The sequence below is a fragment of the Mesorhizobium sp. M1E.F.Ca.ET.041.01.1.1 genome (genome assembly GCF_003997355.1).
In the GTDB taxonomy this organism is placed as follows: Bacteria; Pseudomonadota; Alphaproteobacteria; order Rhizobiales; family Rhizobiaceae; genus Mesorhizobium.
Window position 1 is genome coordinate 1 of record NZ_RZSL01000049.1, and the last position, 20,672, is coordinate 20,672.

Genomic DNA, 20,672 nt, shown 5'->3' on the forward strand with positions numbered 1-20,672 from the left:
ACCGTGCACTGATCCGCATCTTCCGCCGCCGCGGCAAGACCAACGATGCCTTCCGTCAGTTCCTGGTCTGCAAGGAAGCGCTGAAGCGCGAGCTCGGCGTCGATCCCGAAGAAGCGACGCGGGCGCTGGTCGAACGCATCGAAGCGGAACCGACAGCCAAAGGCAGACCGCCCGAGGTCGAACCGTCCGGCCTGGAAGTGAAGGCGGAGCCGCCGCGTCCGGCCGTCTCGGTGCCGGAAAAGCCATCGATCGCTGTCCTGCCGTTCCAGAACATGAGCGATGACGCCGAGCAGGAATATTTCACCGACGGCGTTGTCGAGGAGATCACGACGGCGCTGTCGCATGTGAGCTGGCTGTTCGTGATCGCGCGGAATTCCGCCTTCGCCTACAAGGGCCAGGCGGTCGACGTCACCCGCGTGGCACGCGAGCTCGGGGTGCGCTACGTCCTGGAGGGCAGCGTCCGCAGGGCCGGCAGCCGGCTGCGCGTGGCAGGGCAACTGGTCGAGGCGGCGGCGGGGGTGACTCTGTGGGCCGACCGGTTCGAAGGCGACGTCTCGGAGGTGTTTGAACTGCAGGATCTCGTCGCCTCCAGCGTTGTCGGCGCGATTTCGCCGAGGCTCGAGCAGGCTGAGATGGCGCGCGCCAAGCGCAAGCCCACCGAAAGCCTCGACGCCTACGACCACTATCTGCGCGGCATGGCGAGCCTTTACCGCTGGACGAGGGAAGGGCTGGAGGAAGCGCTGCCGCAATTCTACAAGGCCATCGAGCTCGACCCCGATTTTGCCTCAGCGGAGGGCGCTGCCGCCTGGTGCTATTTCTGGCGGATGGCGAATCGCTGGATGACTGATCGGCAGAAGGAGACCGCCGAGGTTTCCCGGTTGGTCGGCAACGTCGCGATCTCCGGCCAGGACGACGCGGTAGCGCTGGCCTTCAGCGGCCTGGCGCTGGGCTATGTCACCGGCGACTACGAGGCCGCCTTGGCACTGGCCGACCGGGCGCTCGTGCTGAACCCGAACTGCGCCACCGCCTGGAGCGCCAGCGGCTACCTCAAGGCCTGCTACGACGATCCCGACATCGCCATCGAGCACCTGTCGCGGGCAAGACGGCTGAGCCCGCTCGATCCGCTGACCTTCTTCATGCAGACCTGCACCGCCTTCGCCCATTTCGTGGCCGGCCGCTACGACGTCGCCTGGCCGCTCGCAGAGGCGGCATCGCGCACGCAGCCATATTATCTCACCGGCCTGCGCGTCGCGGCCGCCTGCAATGCCATGGCCGGCAGGCTGGATGCCGCGAGCAAGCATATCGCGCGCTCGCTGGCGCTCGACCCCGAACTGACGCTTGCCAACCTCACACACGTGGCGGGCCATATCAGGCCGGCCTATTTCGCCAAATATTTCGAGGCGCTGCGGCTGGCCGGCCTGCCCGAATAGACACGTCTTGGTGCATCGTCTTCAATCCGCCAGCGCCGCGGCCTCGACTTCCTTTCCAAGGCGAAGCGTTTCGCGCACGAGCAGGTCGAGATCGTCACGCCGCGTGCGGTGGTTGGTGATCGCCACCCTCAGGCAATGCCGGCCGTGCACGGTGGTGTCGGACAAGGCGGCGATGCCTTCTTCCTGCAGCCTGAGCATGATCTCGGTGTTGAACGCCTTGAGCCGTTCCTCGGACGCACCGTCCAGGCGATGGCGGAAGCAGACGATGTTGATGGTGGTCGGCGCCATCGGTTCCAGCGCCGGCTCCGCCTCGATCAGAGCGGTGAGATGACGAGCCTGGGCGATGTTCTGGTCGATGAGGCGCCCGAACTTCTCCACCCCGTGCTCCTTGAGCGCCATCCAAATCTTTAGCGCGCGAAAGCCGCGCGATGTCTGCAGGCCGTAGTCGTGCAGCCATTGCCCGGAGGCGAGCCCACGCGGTGTCGATTCCAGGTATTCCGGGGTGACGGCGAAGGTGTTGCGGTGGGCAGAAGCATCGCGAACCAGCGCACAGCCCGCCTCGAACGGCGCGTGCAGCCATTTGTGCGGATCGAGGGCGATGGAATGCGCCTGCTCGATGCCGGCGACGAGCGATCTGTTTTCAGGCGCGATGGCAATCAGTGCGCCGATGCAGCCGTCGACATGGAACCAGAGGTCTTCTTCCGCCGCCAGCGCGGCCAGCGCCTTGAGGTCGTCGATCGCGCCGGTGTTGACGGTGCCGGCGGTGCCGATCACGCAGGCTGGCTTGAACCCTGCCGCGCGATCCTCCGCGATGGCCGCCCTGAGAGCGTCGACGTCGATGCGCAAACCGGCATCGGTCGGAATCCGTCGCAGCGCCCGGTTGCCGAGGCCGAGCGCTTCCATCGCCTTGCGGTGGCAGGAATGGACCTGGTCCGACGCGTAGAAGCGCAACGGTTTTGGTATCGCGCCTACGCCCCTTTCGCGAACATCGACGCCCGCCTTGACGTTGCGCGCCACGGTCAGTCCGATAATGTTGGCCATGGAGCCGCCGCTGACCAGCGTGCCGCCGGCCGAGACCGGGAATCCGACCATCTCCTTGCACCAGCCGACCACCTGGCTGTCCATCAGCCCGGCGGCGTGGTTGCCGCCGCCGAGGTTCGAGCCCTGGATCGCCGCCAGGAAATCGCCGAGCGCGCCGGTGAAATTGCTGGACCCCATGTACCAGGACCAGAAGCGCGGATGGATGTTGCCCATCGGATAGGCCATCACGTTGCGGGCGACCTCGCCATACACATCGGCAATCGGCGCCGGTTCGTGCGGCAGCGGTGCCGAAAAGAAACTGCGGACCTCGGGCGGCATCTCGCGCCACACCGGACGATCTCGGACATCCTTGAGATAAGCGACGGCCTCCTCGACGATCCGATGCGACAGGGCCTGCATTTCGGCCCAATCCGGCGGATCGAGCGTTTCATCCATCACCGCTGTTTCCTGCAAGGTATCCATCCGCTCCTCCCCCCAAAAGGCATGCGATCATTTCCTGGATTGTCATGCGGCGCCGCCAGCCGAATGGGCAGCGGCGCCGCGAATTGTCTTCAGGCGTCGAATTGGCAGCTCGGCGTCGAGCGTGACAGCGCCGTCTCCTCGGCGTCCATCTCCGCCTCGATGCCGTCGAACAGCGGCGTCGACATGTAGCGCTCGCCGGTGTCGGGCAGCATGCACAGGATCACCGAACCGGCCGGGGCCGTCCCGGCGATCTGGCGCGCCACGGCGAAGGTGGCGCCGCCGGAGATGCCGGTGAATATGCCTTCCTGCCGTGCCAGCGCCTTCGCCCATTTGATGCCTTCCGGACCGGGGATCGGCACCACCTCGTCATAATAGTGCTTGTCGATCGCCTCCTGCAGCACGTTGGGGATGAAATCCGGCGTCCAGCCCTGGATCGGATGCGGCTCGAACGCCGGATGGCTGGCAGCGGGTGCGCCGCCTGCGCCGCGTTCCTGCGCTTGGCCGCTGCCGATAAGCTGCGCATTGGCTGGCTCGGCAAGCACGATCCGGACATTCGGCCGCTCGCGGCGCAGCACTCGTCCGACGCCGGCGATCGTGCCGCCGGTTCCATAGCCGGTGACAAGCACATCGAGCCTCGATCCCGCGAAATCGTTGATGATCTCGCGCGCCGTGGTCGCCTCGTGGATGGCGGCATTGGCTTCCGTCTCGAACTGACGGGCCAGGAACCAGCCATTGGCCCCGGCAAGTTCGACAGCCTTCTGATACATGCCGGAACCCTTCTTGGCGCGCGGCGTCAGCACCACCTTGGCGCCCAGCATGCGCATCAGCTTGCGGCGCTCGATGGAGAAGCTGTCGGCCATCGTCACCACCAGCGGGTAGCCCTTCTGCGCGCACACCATGGCCAACCCGATGCCTGTGTTGCCGCTGGTCGCCTCGACCACGGTCTGACCCGGCTTCAACTTGCCGCTGCGCTCGCCTTCCTCGATGATGTTGAGCGCCAGCCGGTCCTTCACCGAGGCCGCCGGATTGAAGAACTCGGCCTTCACATAGATCGTCGCGTGACCCGGGCCGAGATTGTTGATGCGGATGACCGGCGTGTCGCCGACCGTGTCGAGAATGCTGCCGAACAGCCGGCCGCGGCCGGCCGTTGTCCTGATTTTCAATTGCTGCAACATGGCTTTTCTCCTCGATGTCTCACGCGCCGGTTACAAACCGGCGGCTTCGGCGGCGCGGTTTCGACACCTTGCCGCGGTAGGGTTGCGTGACCTGCCGCAGATGCGGCAACGGCGGCGTTCCGGCACGGAATAGGGCTGCCGGATGCTTCCTGTCGTCTTTGATGATAGAACATGGACCAACTGGTCAGCGTGGGAGCGAGCGTGGAAACGCACGTGGAATCCGCCCGATCGGGCCTGAACAGCGAGGCGGCCGGCCTGTCCATGCGGCTGTTCGGACCGCTTGCGATTGTGCGCGATAGTGTTCCGGTCGTGCTGCCGGCGTCCCGCAAGCTGCGCGCGCTGCTCGCCTATCTGACGCTCGCGCCACACCCCGTCAGCCGCAGCCGGCTGTGCGAACTTCTCTGGGATATTCCCAACGATCCGCGCGGCGAGCTTCGCTGGTGCCTGAGCAAGCTTCGCGCCGCGCTCGACGAGCCGGACCTGCGCAGGGTCGAGACCGAGGGCGATGCGGTCGCGCTTCGCCTCGCCGATATAGGCGTCGATGCCGTGGAGGCAGCCGAGGCGGCGGCTGAAGGCATCGATACGCTCAGCCTCGAGCGGCTGCGGAGTCTCTTGCAGCTTTTCGCCGGCGATTTCCTTGACGGTCTCGAGCTCGACCGCAGTCCGCATTTCGCCAGTTGGCTGACCGCGCAGCGGCGCCGCTTCAGCTCATGCCACGTCGCCGTTCTCGAGCACATCATCGGCCTTCTCCCGCCGGCAGCCGACGAGGCGGCCGCCTGTATCGACAAATGGCTGGAGCTGGCGCCCTTCGACGCGCGCGCGCATACAGCGCTGCTGGAAAACCTCGCCCGGCGTGGGCAGATCGGCGCAGCCGAAGAGCATCTTGCCACCGCGGCGGAGCTCTTTCACTCCGAGGAGCTGGATTTCGCTCCCTTGCGCGAGGCATGGCAGGCGATAAGAGCCCGCCACTCCACCGCGACGCCATGCGCCCGGCCCATGGCGTTCGCGGCGACCCAGCCATTGATCGCCCAGAGCGAACCCGAACCGGCCGCGACGCGCCGGGCTTCGCTGGCGGTGATGCCTTTTGCCGAAGACGGCGGCGCCGGCGGCTTTCGCGGCGGGCTGGCCGACGGCCTGACCCACGACATCATCACGCGCCTCGCCAAGCTCCGCGATTTCTTCGTCATCGCCCGTGGCTCGGTCTTTGCGCTCGCTGAAAAGAACATTGCGCCGGAGGATGCCGGACGTCGGCTCAACGTGGACTACGTGGCGACTGGCTCGGTCAGGAATCTTCTGGGCAGGGTCATAGTCGAGGTCGAGCTGTCCGAAGTGCGCACGGCCAGGATCGTCTGGGCAGAGACCTTCGAGCACAAGCCCGATGACGTCTTCATCGTCCTCGACGATATCGGCAACAGCATCGTCTCCTCGATCGCCGCCGAAATCGCGGCGGTCGAGCGCGACCGTGCGCTGCTTAAGGCACCGAATTCGCTCAATGCCTGGGAGGCCTATCACCGCGGCCTCTGGCATATGTATCGCTTCACCCGCCAGGAAAACGAGCTGGCGCAACAGTTTTTCCACGAGGCACTGAAACTCGACCCCACTTTCGCCCGCGCCTATGCCGGGCTCTCCTTCACCCATTGGCAAAACGCCTTCCAGCGCTGGGGCGACCGCGACCGCGAGACGGCGTTGGCTTTCGATAGCGCTGGCCACAGCCTTCTGGTCGACGACCGCAATCCGGCCGCGCACTGGGCGATGGGCCGCGCCTTGTGGCTGCGCGGCGACCAGGACGGATCGGTGATCGAATTGGCGAAGGCCGTCGACCTCAGCCCGAACTTCGCACTGGGCCACTATTCCCTATCCTTCGTCCATTCGCAGTCGGGCGATCCGCAATCGGCGATCGGCTCCTCCGATCACTCGCGCCATCTCAGTCCCTTCGACCCGCTGCTGTTCGGCATGATGAGCGCGCGCGCCATGGCGCATGCGCGGCTGGGCGAATTCAACGAAGCCGCCGAATGGGCGCTCAAGGCGGCAGCAAGGCCCAACGCCCATGTCATCATCCTGGCGATCGCCGCGCATTGCCTGGCATTGGCCGGCCGCCAGGACGAGGCGCGAAACTTCGCCGCCGCGATCCGCAAGACATTGCCGGACTACCGCGCCGACGATTTCATCGCCACCTTCCGCTTCGACCGGGACGCGGAAGCCATGTTCCGGAATGGCGCGAAGCTGATCGGATTGAACTGAGCCTGCTCTGCGTCAGTGCACGAGCGGGCCGCTAGCCTTCCGCCACGCATCGATGCCGCCCTGTATGTGGCGGGCACTTGAGATTCCGACGTCTTGCGCCGCTTGCACGGCCATCGCCGAGCGCTCGCCGAACGCGCAGTAGAACAGGATCTGCCTGGCTGTCGATTTCGCCAGCTCATGCAGCATGCCGCCGGCGGCGATGTTTTCCTGCAACCGTGCATAGGGCAGATGGATCGCGCCGGGGATGACGCCATTGCGCTCCCGCTCGGACTGCTCGCGCAGGTCGATCAGCGCCACATCGGGCCGACCGACCAGCGCCAGCGCCTGCTCGGCGGTCACCGACCAGCCACGGCTGGCGATATCGTCCTGGTGCAGGCCAACCCTCATATTGGCGGGCACCGCGACATCCATCATCTTCGGGTTGGCCAACTTCAGATTGTTCATGATGTCCACGTATTCGTCGACCGACTTCACCTGCAGGCGCGGATTGAAGGCCTTCTCCTCGCCGATCGTCGACACGGTCTCGCCCTTGTAGTCGTGCGCCGGGAAGATCATCGTCTCGTCGGGAAGCTTGAGCAGACGGCCGAAGATCGATTCATATTGCTTGCGCGGATCGCCGTTCTGGAAGTCGGTGCGGCCGGTGCCGCGGATGAGCAGCGTGTCGCCGGTGAAGACCCGGTCGGGCAGGATGAAGCTGTAGGAATCGTCGGTGTGGCCGGGCGTGTAGATGACGTCCAGCGCCAGCCCCTCGATGGCAAGCTTGTCGCCGTCGGCAAGCCGCATCGAAACGACATCGGCTTTGGTCTGCTCGCCCATCACGGTCACGCAATGCGTCTTGTCGCGCAGCGCGCCGAGGCCGGTAATGTGATCGGCATGGAGATGCGTGTCGACCGCCTTGACCAGCCTGAGGTCGAGCTCGTTGACCAGTTGCAGGTAGCGCTCGACCTTCTCCAGCACCGGATCGATGATCAGCGCCTCGCCGCCGTGGCGGCTGGCGAGCAGATAGGAATAGGTGCCGGAGACGGCATCGAAGAGCTGACGGAAGATCATTTGCGACGTACCCCGCTGCATTCTCGCGCCACCGGGCAACCATCCGTGCGGCCGCGGCAATATCTTACCGCACGGACCCGCGGAATCGGAATGGATTTCGAAAAATATCTGCCAGGAGCCGGCGTTGCCTGCTGCCATGGAGTGGCAGCCTCCACCCATACGCTGGTGCCGAAGTTTGTCGGGCACTCCTCAAAAGGCCTTGCTGAGGCGAGCTTGGCCCCGGACAGTGAAGGCATTGTCGCTCCCATACCCGGCCTCAAAGCCGGCATTCAGGGTCATGCCGGCGCCCACCTCCGCCGCAACGTCCGCGCCGGCAAAGCCGCGCAACACCACCTTTCTGCCGCCGGCGGCAAAAGAGATGTCCTGGCCAAGGAGCGTCGCCGATAGGTCGTCGCTGTTTTGCGCGATCGCGTCGATCCCTGCACGAAGGGTGGTTTGCCAGGTCTGGCTCCGCGTGCCGACGGGCGCCAAGGCCAGCGCGAGCTGGCCACGCGCCTCGAAGACGTTGACGTCGCGCCGCGAGACCGCGAGATCGCTTCCCGAGCCGGCCTCCGCGTAATCGTCGATGAAGAGCCCGACGTAACGCAGTCGCACGCTGGGTATCAACATACCGGCCGCGACCGGTAGCCGCGTGCCGAGTGTGACGGACGGGCTGACGAAGATGCCGTTGAAATCGGCCCGCGCTGTCTCGACGCCACCCAGCACCAGATTGTTCGCGACACGGCGGCGGCTCCGCTCCTGGAGCACGCCGGTAACAAATGTCGCTTCGGCAAAATGCGCTCCTGCGTCATAGCCCAGATAACCGCCCGCAAATACGCTGCGATGGACGATCTCCTGCGCGTCGTCGTCGACCTCGGTCGATCCGGCGGCGCCCCCCAGCAGCACGCCACCCAGGAAGCCGTCGCCCGAGCGCCTTTCCGCGCCGGCGACCACGCCGCCCAGCGTCTCGCTGAACCCAGCTGATGCACCAGAGCCGCCCTGGGAGCGTATCCCGCCAAATGTGGAGATCCAGGCGCCTGGACCGTGATGCGGCGCAAGCACGTCGTCGCCTGGGGCGGGCATGCGCGCTTCGGCGACGCCAGCGATGCCGTCGACAAGGTCTTCGATCAGCGGACCACTGCTCGCAAACCCGGTGGTGTCGATCACCGCCGCGCTGTTGCCGCTCGTCACAAACGGCCTGCCGCCGGTCAGGATGGCTTGCGGCAGGCCGCTTCCGGCGAAGCTGATGACAGCGTTCAGCGCGGAGCGGAAGGTCACCGTGTTGCCGCCGCCGGAAAAGACGACCGGTCCCTGGATGACCGTCCCGCCCAAAAGGTTCAGCGTGGCGCCGGGCGCGCCGAAATAGATGGCGGCGCTCTGGTTGCTGAAGACGCGGCCTGAGTTGGTAATGATAGAGCTGCTGCCCAGCGCGGCGATGCCCACGGCGCTTACGCCGTCCACAACAACCGAACCGGAATTGGTGATCGTCGCATTGCCGAACAAGCAGCCGATACCTGTCGCGCCCGTGCCGGAAACGCTGACGGTGCCGCTGTTGGCGATTGCAACGTCGCTGCCGCCAGCGCCGATGCCAATGGAAGCCAACCCCGACACGGTAATCGACCCGGAGTTGTCCAGCCGCAGGCCGTTGTTCTGCCAGATGATGCCGGTGGCGGCGATGCCATAAGCCTCGATCGAACCGCTGTTGGAAATCCTGAGGTCTGGTCCGGCACCGATGATGCCCGAGGCCGCGACACCTGAAACACCGATGAAGCCGTGGTTATCCACGCGCCCGCCGGACGCATCACTGATGATGCCGTATGTTGCGACACCCAGCGCTTCTATCGAGCCGTTGTTGACGATGTGCGCGTTGTCGCCCTCGGACAATATCCCTATGGAAGCGTCGCCTATCGACAGGATGGTCCCGCCGTTAAGGATCGTCGCATCCAAGCCCTGTGAGTTCACATTGATGGCGCCGCCGCCCAACGTTTCAACCAGGCCGCGGTTGGTGAACCTCTGGGTCGGGCCGAACATCCGCACGGCATCTACGCCGGCGCCAAATGTCTCTATCGCTCCCCCGGGGTCCACGGCCCCGGTATCGCCGGCACCGTTCATCGTCTGCTGGCCGGCAGTCGCGTCATTGCCTATGACAAAACTTTGGGAAAACGCCGCGCCGCTTCCAAGCGAGACTACGGCGAGAACCAACGGCGCAACCGCGCCGGAAAGCCCTTTATGCGACGTCGGTAACCCCCCTGGCGCATGGGCACGCAACAAAGCGGACTCTGCGCCCGAAGGAGGCGAAAGACAAGGCGGAGACGGCGTTGCGACCCCCGGTCTTTCCGCGTGCGGAAGCGCCTACCGCCTCAGCACCGCGCTCAGCACGTCCCGGATGCCGATCGCGCCGACGAAGCGCGAGCCTTCATCGAATAGCGCCACCGGCGCGGTTTGCGAGCGGTGCATGGCGAGCATCACCGTCTTCAGCGGCGTGCCGGGATTGGCCCAGAACACTTGCGTCCTCTCCTCCGGCTGGCGCTCGACATCGGCGCAGGACACCCAGACAGCGGGCTTGCCGTCGCGTTCGGCCGCCGCCACCAGGCCATGCTCGTCGATCTTGAAGCGCGTCGTCTTGCGCCGGTCGAGCCATACCCAGCCATTCTCGCCCTGCTCGAGATCGCGGCGGTCGCGCATGACGTTCCAGGCCGTCAGCACCGAAAGCGGATTCACATTGGCGATGAAGTCGCGGACATAGTCATTGGCGGGGCGAAGGACGATGTCTTCCGGCGCGCCTGTCTGCACGATGTGTCCGCCCTCCATGATGGTGATATGGGTGCCGATCTTCAGCGCCTCCTCGAGGTCGTGGCTGACGAAGATGATTGTCTTCTTCAACTCGGCCTGGAGTTGCAGAAGCTCGTCCTGCAGCTTGGTGCGGATCAGCGGATCGAGCGCCGAGAACGGCTCGTCCATCAACAGGATCGGCGCCTCGGTGGCGAAGGCGCGCGCCAGGCCGACACGCTGCTGCATGCCGCCCGAGAGCTCATGCGCGTATTTCTTCGACCATTGGTCGAGATGAACGAGCTGAAGCTGTTTCTGCACCCGCGCCTTGCGCTCGGCCTCCGGCACGCCGGCGAGCTCGAGGCCGAAACCGACATTCTCCTCCACGGTGCGCCACGGCAGCAGGCCGAATTGCTGGAACACCATCGCCACCTGCTTCTGCCGCAGGCGCCTGAGCGTTGCCTCGTCGCAGGTGACGACATCGACCGTGCGGTCGCCGTCCTTGACCAGCACCTGGCCGCGCGACACGACGTTCAGCCGGTTGACGGCCCTGAGCAGCGTCGACTTCCCGGAGCCCGAAAGGCCCATCAGCACCGAGATCTCGCCCTCATGCACGGTGAGATTGGCCCCGGCGCAGCCCAGCACATTGCCGGTCTTTTCGAGGATATCGGCGCGCGTGGCGCCTTTGTCGATCATTGCAAGCGAACCCGCCTGATCGGCGCCGAAGACGATATCGACATTTTTGAAATCAACCGCGACGCTCATTTCTTGCCTCCAACGCCGATACGCGTCATCCGGTCGAGCACGATGGCCAGCACGACGATGCCAAGGCCGGCCTCGAGCCCGAGGTCGATCCGGCGCGAGCCGAGCGCGCGGTTGATTTCAGTGCCGAGGCCGCCGGCACCGATCAGGGCCGCGAACACCACCATCGACAGCGACAGCATGATCGACTGCGTCAGGCCTGCCATAATGGTGGGCAAGGCTGAAGGTAGCTCGACCTTCCAGAGAAGTTGTCTTTTGGTGGCGCCGAACGCCTCACCTGCCTCGACAATCGATTTCGGCACTGAAGTGACGCCGAGATGCGTGAGACGAACCGGGGTCGGAATGACGAAGATGATGGTGACGATGAGGCCGGGGGCGTTGCCAAGCCCGAACAGGGTCAGCACCGGGATCAGATAGACGAAGGTGGGCAGCGTCTGCATCAGGTCGAGCACCGGCAGCATGAAGCGGTAGACCTTCGGCTTGTGCGCGGCCCAGATGCCGAGCGGAACGCCGATAGCCATCGAGGCGGCGGCAGCAGCAACCACCAGCACCAGAGTCTCCACGGTCTGCTTCCACAGGTTCTGGTTGATGATGAAGACGAGGCCGATGAAGACGCCGACGGCCAGCGGCCGCGAACGCTGCAGGAACCAGGCGATAACGGCAATTACAAGCGCCAGCAGCACCGACGGCACCATCAGCAGCAGGTCCACCGCCCCGTCGAGGATGAAATTCAGGCCGTTCGAGAACGCCCTGAAAATCGTATCGAAATTGTCGGTGAGGAAACTGAAGAAGGCTTTGCCCCACAAACCTATGGGGATCTTGTAGGCGACCAGAAATTTCGAGATCGGATCCATCTTTCCCCTCGTTGACCCCGCCGCCCTTATCGAGCGATCATCTTCTCAAGCATATGAAAAAGGGCAGCCTTCTCCAGTGGCTGCCCTTTCCAAGGATCATGCCGGACTCAAGCCGGCTCAGCCCCCGAGGGCGGTCTTCACCGCAGCCGCCGCATCGCCGCCGTCGAAGGTGGTCACGCCGGCGATCCATGGCGCTATCGCGTCCGGATGCTTCTTCAGCCAGTCGGTGGCGACCGTCTGGGCGTCGCCGCCCTTGAGGATCGCGTCCATCATCTCGCCTTCCATGTCGAGGTTGAACTTCAGGTTGGCGATGAACTTGCCGGCGTTCGGGCACTCGGTGGTGTAGCCCTTGCGCACATTGGTGTAGACGGTGGCGGCGCCGAAGCCGCTGTCGCCCATACCCTCGAGATAGGTGATCTTCATGGCGCCCATCACCGGATGCGGCGTCCAGCCGAGGAAGGCGATCCATTCATTGTTCTTCATCGACTGTTCGGCCTGCGTCAGCATGCCGGCTTCCGACGACTCGACCAGCTCGAAACCTTCGAGATTGTCCTTCGGGTTCTTGATCATGTCGAGGATGATGCGATTGCCGTCATTGCCGGCCTCGATGCCGTAGATCTTGCCGTTGAACTTGTCCTTGAACTTGCCGAGATCGGTCAGCGTCTTGACGCCGGCATCCGCGACATAGGTCGGCACGACGATGCCATAGCCGGCGCCGGTCAGGTTCGTGCTCACCGTCTCGACCGAGCCGTCGGCGGTGTAGTCCTTGATGTCGTTGGTCATCGACGGCATCCAGTTGCCGAGGAAGACGTCGAGGTCCTTGTTCTTCAGCGACGCATAGGTCACCGGCACCGAAAGCTGGATCACCTGCGGCTCGTAGCCGAGCGCGGTAAGCAGCACCGAGGCCAGCCCCGTGGTCGCCTGGATGTCGGTCCAGCCGACGTCGGACAGACGCACGGCCTTGCAGCTCGCCGGATCGCCGGCATAGGCAGCGGTCGTGGATAGAAGCGCCGCCAGGCCGAGGCCGGCGACAAAAGATTTCATACGCGGCATGAACTTTTCTCCCATTGCAATTCGAGGCGACGCAAAGTCGGTTCTTGTGTCCGCCTTGTTTCGTCAGCCAAACACCATTTTGATGTGGTTTCAAGCGGCGCCACATCACGATCAACGGCGTGCGCTGGCCATTCAGCGACATGCCGGAGGTCTTTGCGGCAAGACGAAGTTTTCATGGACGGCCGGCACTGCCTGATATTCCAGCGATCGGCGGGCTGGCGATCGGTTGATTGCCGCGATCCGGCACAAGAGATTTTGCGGCACTGCCGCTTCGTCGCATCTCGTCGCGCAAAAACAATAGCTTAAGGCATATCAGCTAAAGCTGTTTGAAGGCGACGCGCATGACTCATGCCGTTAGCATGCTTGGCTTGTCTTTCAAGGGCCTAACCAATTCTTTTGTTTTGACGCCTCGCCCTGTCTTCCTTCTTTCAATCGCTTGAGGCCCCACATATATTCGCCGCCACGTGCGACGAAACCGGATGCCGAAGTGGGAGGCCCCAATGGCGACATTGCAGAATTTCGATGCCGAAATTGCCAAGACCAAGCAGGTCGTCGAGGACATGCGCACCAAGATCGAGCAGTCCGGCACCGTGCTCGACACGCTCGCCCAGGCCGACAAGAAGATCGGCGACGCCAATTTCGACATCGAGAACGCCCGTATCGAGGACGTGCTGAAGCAGCAGAAGGTGATGGAAGGCAACATCGCCGACCTGATCATCGGCCTGGAGGACGCGACCAACGTCTTCGGCGCCGAATTCGAGAGCATGAAGAGCTACACCGGCTGGGAAAACTTCGTTGGCGTCTTTTCGGACCAGCGCAAGCAGCGCATGCGCACCGACCGCGTGCGCAACATGTCGCTGGCCGGCAATCTGCAGGAGCTGCTGGCCAAGTCCGACACCATCGTCGGCATCCTGAAAGCGCAGAAGCAGATCCTCGACCAGCGCTACAAGACCTCCGAGACCAGCCTGTCGCAGGTGATCGAGCGCCGCAAGACGACCATGGCCAATCTCGAGGCGGTACAGAAGCGGATCGAGGAGCTCAACCCGATGCTGCTCGACATCGAGAACAAGATCGCCGCCTCCACGACCCAGAAGGAGCGCACCGAGCTCGAAGGCGAGCGTTCGAAGATGGCGACCGAGTACAACGAGAAGCAGGCCAAGGAGCAGGAGCTGCTCGCCGAAAGCCAGACGCTGGAGCGCTACACCTCGATGTTCCAGACTTTCGTGGACTCTCTCAACAACCAGATCGCTGCCCAGTCGACGCTGATCAACAAGCTGACCATCGATACCGAGCAGCGCATCGTCCTCTACAAGGCGTTGGAAGATTCGCTGAAGACCGCCGCCCAGCAGGACGTCGCCCACAAGATCAACACGCTGGGCAGCCAGGTCGACAACACGGCGGAAGAGACGATGGCCGGCATCGGCGCCGCCTCGCAGAAGCACATCGGCGATCTCCTGGAGATGCATGAGAAGAACATGGTGGCCAGCGCCGATATCCAGCGCCGCAAGAAGCTTGCGGACGACGCCTTCGCCCGCCGCTTCGACGAGGTGATGAAGAAGCATAACGCCGCCAACTACGTGCAGCAGTAGGCGGCGTGCCGGCATTTTTCTCCAGGGCAGTCCCATGACCCCCGAAAATGAAGCGGCGGCGCGCTACTTCTCCGCCATTACGGCGGCGTTGAGAGGGCTGGAAGTGTTCATGCGCGATGACCGCTCGCCGCTCTACCGCCATGGCATCGTCGCCAAGATCGTCGCCGAGTACATCGCCCGGCTGGACAAATCCTTTTCCTGCTGGCGAAACCGGCTGGGCTTCATGGATGCGTTCCGCATCTCGCGCGCCGACAGCGGCTATCCGGTGTTCCAGAACCTTCTCGAGTTGGAGAACGACCGCCGCCAGGCGGATAACCGGCTCGCCAACATCCCGCAGGCCGGCGAGCTGCGCGAGGAGATGGCCGACTTCATCCTGCGCCACAAGGAATTTCCCGCGGCACTCCAGAAGTCGATGGCCGAGCGGCTCTATCTGGAGGACGTCAAGAGCGAGGCGACCTTCGGCCCCTTCATCCTGGCGCAGACGGCGAAGGTCTCGGTCAACCCGAAGACCTTGCGGCCCTATTACCTCGTCCACTGGGCCTCGTTCGACGGCAGCGCCAACCTGCCGCTGGTCTATATGGTGACGGTCGAGGATTCCTCGGAGAGCATGGTGCGCCAGCTCGTCGACGCCAATGGCAAGCTCAATGAGCGGGTCGACATCCCGCTTCCCGTGGACGGTCTCCTCAATCCCGAGCTCGCCCACCGCTTCGACGATTTCACCGAAAAGAATTCGGCCTACGCGCTGTCGCCGGCGACCATCGCCGTCAATCTCGACAAGGACTTCGAGCCGCTGCATCCGAAGCAGCTTCGGCGCGTCGTGCTCGGCCCCTTCTATTCCGCCGGCATCACCGAAAACAATTCGACGGTGGCTGAGGTGCTGGCCAAGGTGCGCAAGCCGGAAAACGCCTGGCTGCTCACCTGGACCATCCAGGAGGTCTTTTCCAAGTCGGAGAAGCCCGGCCGCAAGGGCCTGTTCTCCAGCGAGAAGACGACGCAGGAATTCTTCATCAACACCGACGACCTCGAGGCGGCGCGCCAGGGTGTATCGAGCTACGAGAACCATGCTCTGATCCCGCACGAGGCCTATCAGGCACTTTACGCCGCCGGCGAGGCACAGAGGATCTTTTCCGGCTACAAGGTCCACATCCTGTCGAACGGGCAGGTCATCAGCGACGTTTGATTTCAACCGCGGAGCATCCTTCATGGACACCGGGCTGACAACGATCTCGGAAGCGGCAATCGAAAAACACCGCGCAACCGCGCAGAGCTTCATCACCCGCATCGTCGTGCTGGAAGACCCGTCGCGCGAATCCGGCACCGCGCTCGCCGGCACCAACCGTCGCTTCGTCTCGACCGTCTCGGTCGGCTCCGTGCGCCGCACGCGCGAGGTCGAGCTCACGAAGACGGTCGCCGCGATCCATCCCGACGACCAGTTGATGACCATTGCCCAGCACACGCTTCTCTACCGCGCCCGCCGCGGCCTGGCGATCGCGCTCGCCATAGCGGGCGTCTTTGCCGAGGGTTCCGACCTCGAAAGCCTGCAGGCGAAGAATGCCCGCGCCCCGCTCGAAGGCGACGAAGCCGCAACCTTCAAGAAGCTTCTGTCGGCCTCGGCCTATGTTTCGGCCTTCAGCTTCGCCTCCTACCTCTTCCAGCTCATCGACAGCGACGGCGAGGCGCCGAACGACATCCCCGAACCCGACTTCCTGTTCGACACGCCGCAGGATGCGGTGAAGTCGATCGTAGCCGGCCTCGACCAGGCAATTGCCGGCTCCAGGGACGATGCCGATTTGGCAACGCGGGCGCGCGCCTTTGCCCGTGTCGCCATTGACGGGCTGCTCGCGCGAAAAGGCCGCTTCGACGGCATCGGTCCATTCGAGAACGCCCATATCCGCATCGATGTCGACGACTTCACGCTCGACGGCTTCGACGTGGCGCCCGGCAAGCGCTCGAAGCCGCTGGTGATGACCTTCAAGAAGCCGGAAGAGGTGGTCGGCAACCATATCGCCAAATTCCAGTCGGTCAGGCTGGCCAAGATGCTGATGGCCTACGACTTCGAGCGCGAGCTGAACCCCTTCGTCGAGCTCGGCGGGTTCCTGTTCACCTTCATCGGCGATGGCGCGCCGGGCACCGGCAAGACGACGCTGATCCAGATGATCGCCGGTCTCGTCAACGGCTATTGCCAAGTCGCCGGCTATCCCTTCGCCTACGAGAATTTCGGCGTCGACCAGATTTCGTCCTATCAGGGCAAGTCCGGCCAGAACTGCCGCCAATTCGTCAACAACGTGCTCAATCCGCGCGTCATCGGCTTCGGCACCATCGACGACATCGACCAGGTGGCGGCGCGCCGTTCCGACGACCGCGCGTCGGCAGGCCAGCAGGAGATCACCGGCGTGCTGATGGACGCCTTCGCGGGCGCCTCAACGGTGGTGCGCGGCAACTGTTCCTTCGGCATGTTCTCCAACTATCCGGAAAACGTCGACGATGCGCTGCGCCAGCGCGCCGGCGCACGCTGGCTGGTGGACGGGCCGCAGACCCGCGACGACTACATCGACATCTTCGTGCTGCTTGCCGGCAAGAACCACAAGATCCCGCTCGGGGACCACAAGCTCTACGCGGCGCAGGAGATCCAGCGCGCCGTGGCGGAAGCCTATGAGGAGCACGAGAAGCCGCAGGAAGACGGATTGATGAAGGTCTATGAGCGCTACATGAAGGAGAACGGCGCCCCGAAGACGCTGGCCGATATCGGCACCTATCTGCACATGATCAAGGATGCCGAGCCGCGCTTCACCGGGCGCGCCATCAAGAACGTCACCGACGCCATCAAGATGCGCGCCATGGATATCGAGCTGCCGGACGACTGGTTCGAGAAGCCGGAAGCCTTCATGCACAAGAGCTACGACGACAAGAAGGCGATGATCGAGGAACTGCGCGGGCCGTTTTCGATGGACATGGTCATGCAGGAGATCAACCGCTACGCCGATTCCGAATTCCGCTATTCCGACAAGTCCGACGACGCGGCGGTGGAGAAGCTCCTGCGCGACGCGCGCCTGCGCGAACGCGCGGCGCGCGAGATGGAGGAGTTGAAGAAGAAGGACCTGTGGAATGCGTGATTTGCGCCAACGCCCCCTTCTCCCCTTGTGGGAGAAGGTGTCGCCGAAGGCGACGGATGAGGGGTGTTCCAGCTTGGCAAGGACGACGATCCTTCCAACACCCCTCATCCGTCTCGGCGCTGCGCGCCGATCCACCTTCTCCCACAAGGGGAGAAGGGGAGTCCGCGCCCCTCATCCGCCCTTCGGGCACCTTCTCCCCGTGAACGGGGAGAAGGCATAGATGGCCCGCGCCGCCAAAAAGCCCGACCTCCTGCGCGACAACGAGCTGATCTATGGCAGGCTGCTCGCTATCGACGAGCCGCACCTCATCCAGCGCTACAACAAGGCGCTTGCCGCCTTCGGCCTTGAGCCGACCAAGCTGAAAAGCTTCCAGATCGACCGCACCGGCTTCTCGCCCGAGGTCGCTGAGGAGTGCGGCGACTACGACTATCTCGATCCCAATGAGGTCAACCGCCGCTTCATCATCCTGACGCCGTCGCAGATCGACCTGCCGGTGGTGCACACCGCCTTCTCCAACACCTCGCAGTTGATGTTCGAGTTCATGTCGAAGAACCAGCGCGCCATCGACGCGCTGACCATCAAGGATGTCATCTACGGCGAGATCGAGGACTCTGTTCCCAAGGTCAACGACATCGAGGATCTTCTGTCGATCAACCAGGTCGAATTCAAGGTGCTGTCGGCCGAGGATGTGCTGGGCAAGGCGGCCGAGCTCGGCAAGCTGGTCGACCGGTTGAAGCAGGAGCCCGACGCCTGGCGCGACGACGCCATGCTTGAACGCATGGTCGATCTCGCCAAGGTCTGCGGTGACATCCGCGAGAACGCGCTGGTGCCCGACCAGGTGATCTTCCGCCACAACGCCTATTGGACCAGCCATTTCGGCGGGCTCTACGTGTTCGTCGATCCCGATATGACGACGGTGATCAGCGATCCGTCCGCTCCCGGCTTCCGCCGCTCGCGGCCCTGGCAGGTGAGCTATCTGTCGATCAACGACGCCGACAAGGTGTTCCGCTTCCTCGCCGCCACCGGCCGCCTGGACCTGCCGCGCGCCTCCTGGATCGAGGCCTCCGGCTATCTCGAGCATCGCGCCGAGATGGTGGTGCGGGCGCTGATCCGCGACGCCGAGCCCAACCGCAACCTGACCGACGTGGACAAGGTCTGGCTGCAGACCTGGATCCAGCGCCATGCCGACCTGATTGCCAGCGACGGCAACTTCCCCTTCCTCAACGCCGCCAAGCGTGAGATCGCCCAGTTCGGTCACCTGAAGCTGGATGACGTGCCGCCGCGCCTGCGCTTCCTGGCAGTACGCGCCAAGCCCGATCATCCCGATGCCTGGCTCACCAACCAGTTGATCTCGGATTTCGTGCCGCAGGACTTCGTTTCGCGCTACGTCTTCAACAAACCGGGCTTCTACAAGGACTTCGACGGCTTCAGCGACGCCTGGCGATCGCATGTTGTGGACGTTCTGAAAACCACATATTTGAAGGACAAGGCGGCGTTCCGCGCGCGCCTTTACGGCTTGACTGACTGAGGGGGTGACGAGAGCCATGCTTGATCCGATCGTGAATTTCTTCACCCGAATTTTCCAATGGATTGGCCGCGGCATCGGCTTTGTCATCGGCATCGTCCTGTGGCCGTTCATGTGGGCAGGCCGCTGGTACGGGCAGCGCGGCTGGATCCTCAAGGCCGTGGTCGGCCTGGCCTTGCTGGTGCTGATCGGCCTCTATGCCAACTTCTTCTACGCCACCCAATGGTGGAACAATTTCGAGCCGAACTATCCCGACAAATACACCTTCGAGACGCGTAACGTGTCGGCTGGCGAGCAGGTGTCGGCTGGCGCCGGCACCGACACCGCCAAGACTTGCGGCAACTCGGCGATCGCCCAGGTGGCTGCCGATCTGACCGACTTCAACGTCAATCAGAATGCCTGGATCTCGTCCATGATCCTCTACAAGCTCGGCTTGTTCGGCATCGACTGGGACCACACGCCATGGATGGACAACAAGGCTTCCTTCCAGCGCGGCATCAACCAGGCAGTGCGGCGCACGGCGACCGAGCTCGCCGACAATCTGGGTCGCGTGCGCACCACCTCGCAGATCGACGCCGACCTGCAGGACGCGCGCGGCAATCTGCAGTTCGATGAAGAGACTTGGTATTTCGGCCTGAATCCGTTCGGCCCGAAGACCCCGACGCCGAGCTACTATCGCGACGCGGTGCGCAAGCTGCGCTCCTTCAACGCCCGCCTTGCCAGTTGTCAGGCGACGTTCGATGCCCGCGCCGACAATCTGAAGCAATATATCGACCGTATCTCGTCGGACATCGGCTCGACCTCTGCAATCCTCAAGGAGCGCGCCGAGAACCACAATGATGGTTGGTTCGACTTCCGCGCCGACGATCGCTTCTGGTTCGCCTATGGCCAGCTCTATGCCTATTACGGCCTGATGAAGGGAGCGCAGGCCGACTTCGACGACGTGATCAAGGAAAAGCACCTGCAGAACCTCTGGGACACGATGGACGCCCAGTTCGTCTCGGCGCTGCGCATCCAGCCCTTCATCATCGCCAACGGCCGCGAGGACGGCTGGCTGCTGCCGACGCACCTGACAACCATGGGCTTCTATATCCTGCGCGTACGCTCCAACATGGTCGAGATCAGCAACGTGCTGACCCAGTAACGCTGGACCAGACAGCCGGGCGGTGGCGGATTTGCGCCGTCGCCTCTGTCGCTTTTCGCGTATTGCGCGGCTGTTTTAAGACGGCGGAGCGCCGTCGGCTCTGGCTTCTATACGGCGCAACGACCGGGCGCGCCAAAGACCCTGGGAAGGCCCGACCGGGAACAGCAATTTATTTCTTCACAGGAAACATAGTTGCATGAAAGTTGACGCCACGGCAGCGACAGGGTTAGAACATGCCCTTGCGTCCAGGCGACGTTCCGAACATGCACGAATGATCGAACCCCTACCCTCCACCGCCCAATCCAGAGGAAAGCCGTCATGGCCGAAGTGAAGTCCGACATCGAGATCGCGCGCGCCGCCAACAAGAAACCGATCCAGGAGATCGGCGCCAAGATCGGCATCCCGAACGAGCATCTGCTGCCCTACGGCCACGACAAGGCGAAGGTCTCGGCCGAGTTCATCAAGTCGGTGAAGGGCAACAAGGA

At 63.7% G+C, this 20,672-nt stretch carries 15 protein-coding genes; 8 read left to right on the forward strand and 7 right to left on the reverse strand.

Annotated features, from left to right (window positions below; translation table 11 throughout):
* Positions 1-1,430: BTAD domain-containing putative transcriptional regulator (locus EOA38_RS06930; RefSeq protein ID WP_127298815.1), on the forward strand; the 1,430-nt coding region annotated here is incomplete at its 5' end.
* Positions 1,431-1,451: 21 nt separating this feature from the next.
* On the opposite strand, the gene EOA38_RS06935 is transcribed toward EOA38_RS06930, so the two are convergent.
* On the reverse strand, positions 1,452-2,933 hold the full coding sequence (locus tag EOA38_RS06935; RefSeq protein ID WP_126092335.1) for a pyridoxal-dependent decarboxylase: 1,482 nt from the start codon (positions 2,931-2,933) through the stop codon (positions 1,452-1,454).
* A gap of 89 nt (positions 2,934-3,022) precedes the next feature.
* Positions 3,023-4,108, reverse strand: coding sequence for a pyridoxal-phosphate dependent enzyme (locus tag EOA38_RS06940; protein ID WP_126092334.1), 1,086 nt, complete (start codon positions 4,106-4,108; stop codon positions 3,023-3,025).
* 261 nt (positions 4,109-4,369) lie between these two features.
* On the opposite strand from EOA38_RS06940, the gene EOA38_RS06945 reads away from it, so the two are divergent.
* Positions 4,370-6,349 (forward strand): BTAD domain-containing putative transcriptional regulator, encoded by a 1,980-nt coding sequence (locus EOA38_RS06945; RefSeq protein WP_127298821.1) that lies wholly within the window; start codon positions 4,370-4,372, stop codon positions 6,347-6,349.
* 12 nt (positions 6,350-6,361) lie between these two features.
* On the opposite strand, the gene EOA38_RS06950 is transcribed toward EOA38_RS06945, so the two are convergent.
* The 5 genes from EOA38_RS06950 to EOA38_RS06970 form a co-directional block, all read right to left on the reverse strand.
* Complete coding sequence (locus EOA38_RS06950) at positions 6,362-7,399, reverse strand: MBL fold metallo-hydrolase (RefSeq protein WP_127298816.1); 1,038 nt, start codon at positions 7,397-7,399, stop codon at positions 6,362-6,364.
* 189 nt (positions 7,400-7,588) lie between these two features.
* The gene (locus EOA38_RS06955) at positions 7,589-9,580 is read right to left on the reverse strand and encodes an autotransporter outer membrane beta-barrel domain-containing protein (protein ID WP_127298817.1); all 1,992 of its coding nucleotides are present in this window, start codon (positions 9,578-9,580) and stop codon (positions 7,589-7,591) included.
* A gap of 150 nt (positions 9,581-9,730) precedes the next feature.
* On the reverse strand, positions 9,731-10,912 hold the full coding sequence (gene choV, locus EOA38_RS06960) for a choline ABC transporter ATP-binding protein (RefSeq protein WP_126092330.1): 1,182 nt from the start codon (positions 10,910-10,912) through the stop codon (positions 9,731-9,733).
* Positions 10,909-11,763 carry a choline ABC transporter permease subunit gene (gene choW / locus EOA38_RS06965; protein WP_126092329.1) on the reverse strand — a complete coding sequence of 285 codons (855 nt, stop codon included), beginning with the start codon at positions 11,761-11,763 and terminating at the stop codon, positions 10,909-10,911. The genes choV and choW overlap by 4 nt, the downstream gene beginning before the upstream one ends.
* A 117-nt stretch (positions 11,764-11,880) precedes the next feature.
* Positions 11,881-12,816, reverse strand: coding sequence for a choline ABC transporter substrate-binding protein (locus EOA38_RS06970; protein ID WP_126092328.1), 936 nt, complete (start codon positions 12,814-12,816; stop codon positions 11,881-11,883).
* A gap of 500 nt (positions 12,817-13,316) precedes the next feature.
* Here EOA38_RS06970 and EOA38_RS06975 point away from each other — a divergent pair, with 500 nt between their 5' ends.
* The 6 genes from EOA38_RS06975 to EOA38_RS07000 all read left to right on the forward strand — a co-directional run.
* Complete coding sequence (locus EOA38_RS06975; protein WP_126092327.1) at positions 13,317-14,405, forward strand: hypothetical protein; 1,089 nt, start codon at positions 13,317-13,319, stop codon at positions 14,403-14,405.
* 34 nt (positions 14,406-14,439) lie between these two features.
* Positions 14,440-15,585 carry a hypothetical protein gene (locus tag EOA38_RS06980; protein ID WP_126092326.1) on the forward strand — a complete coding sequence of 382 codons (1,146 nt, stop codon included), beginning with the start codon at positions 14,440-14,442 and terminating at the stop codon, positions 15,583-15,585.
* Between the two features lie 22 nt (positions 15,586-15,607).
* Complete coding sequence (locus tag EOA38_RS06985) at positions 15,608-17,518, forward strand: ATP-binding protein (protein WP_127298818.1); 1,911 nt, start codon at positions 15,608-15,610, stop codon at positions 17,516-17,518.
* A gap of 220 nt (positions 17,519-17,738) precedes the next feature.
* Positions 17,739-19,046, forward strand: a complete 1,308-nt coding sequence (locus tag EOA38_RS06990) for a DUF6638 family protein (RefSeq protein ID WP_127298819.1) — start codon at positions 17,739-17,741, stop codon at positions 19,044-19,046.
* Between the two features lie 16 nt (positions 19,047-19,062).
* A complete protein-coding gene (locus tag EOA38_RS06995; RefSeq protein WP_126092322.1) occupies positions 19,063-20,187 on the forward strand; it encodes a DUF2333 family protein in 1,125 nt (374 codons plus the stop codon).
* A 318-nt stretch (positions 20,188-20,505) separates the two neighbouring features.
* A partial coding sequence (locus EOA38_RS07000; protein ID WP_127298820.1) for a formate--tetrahydrofolate ligase occupies positions 20,506-20,672 on the forward strand: 167 nt, incomplete at its 3' end.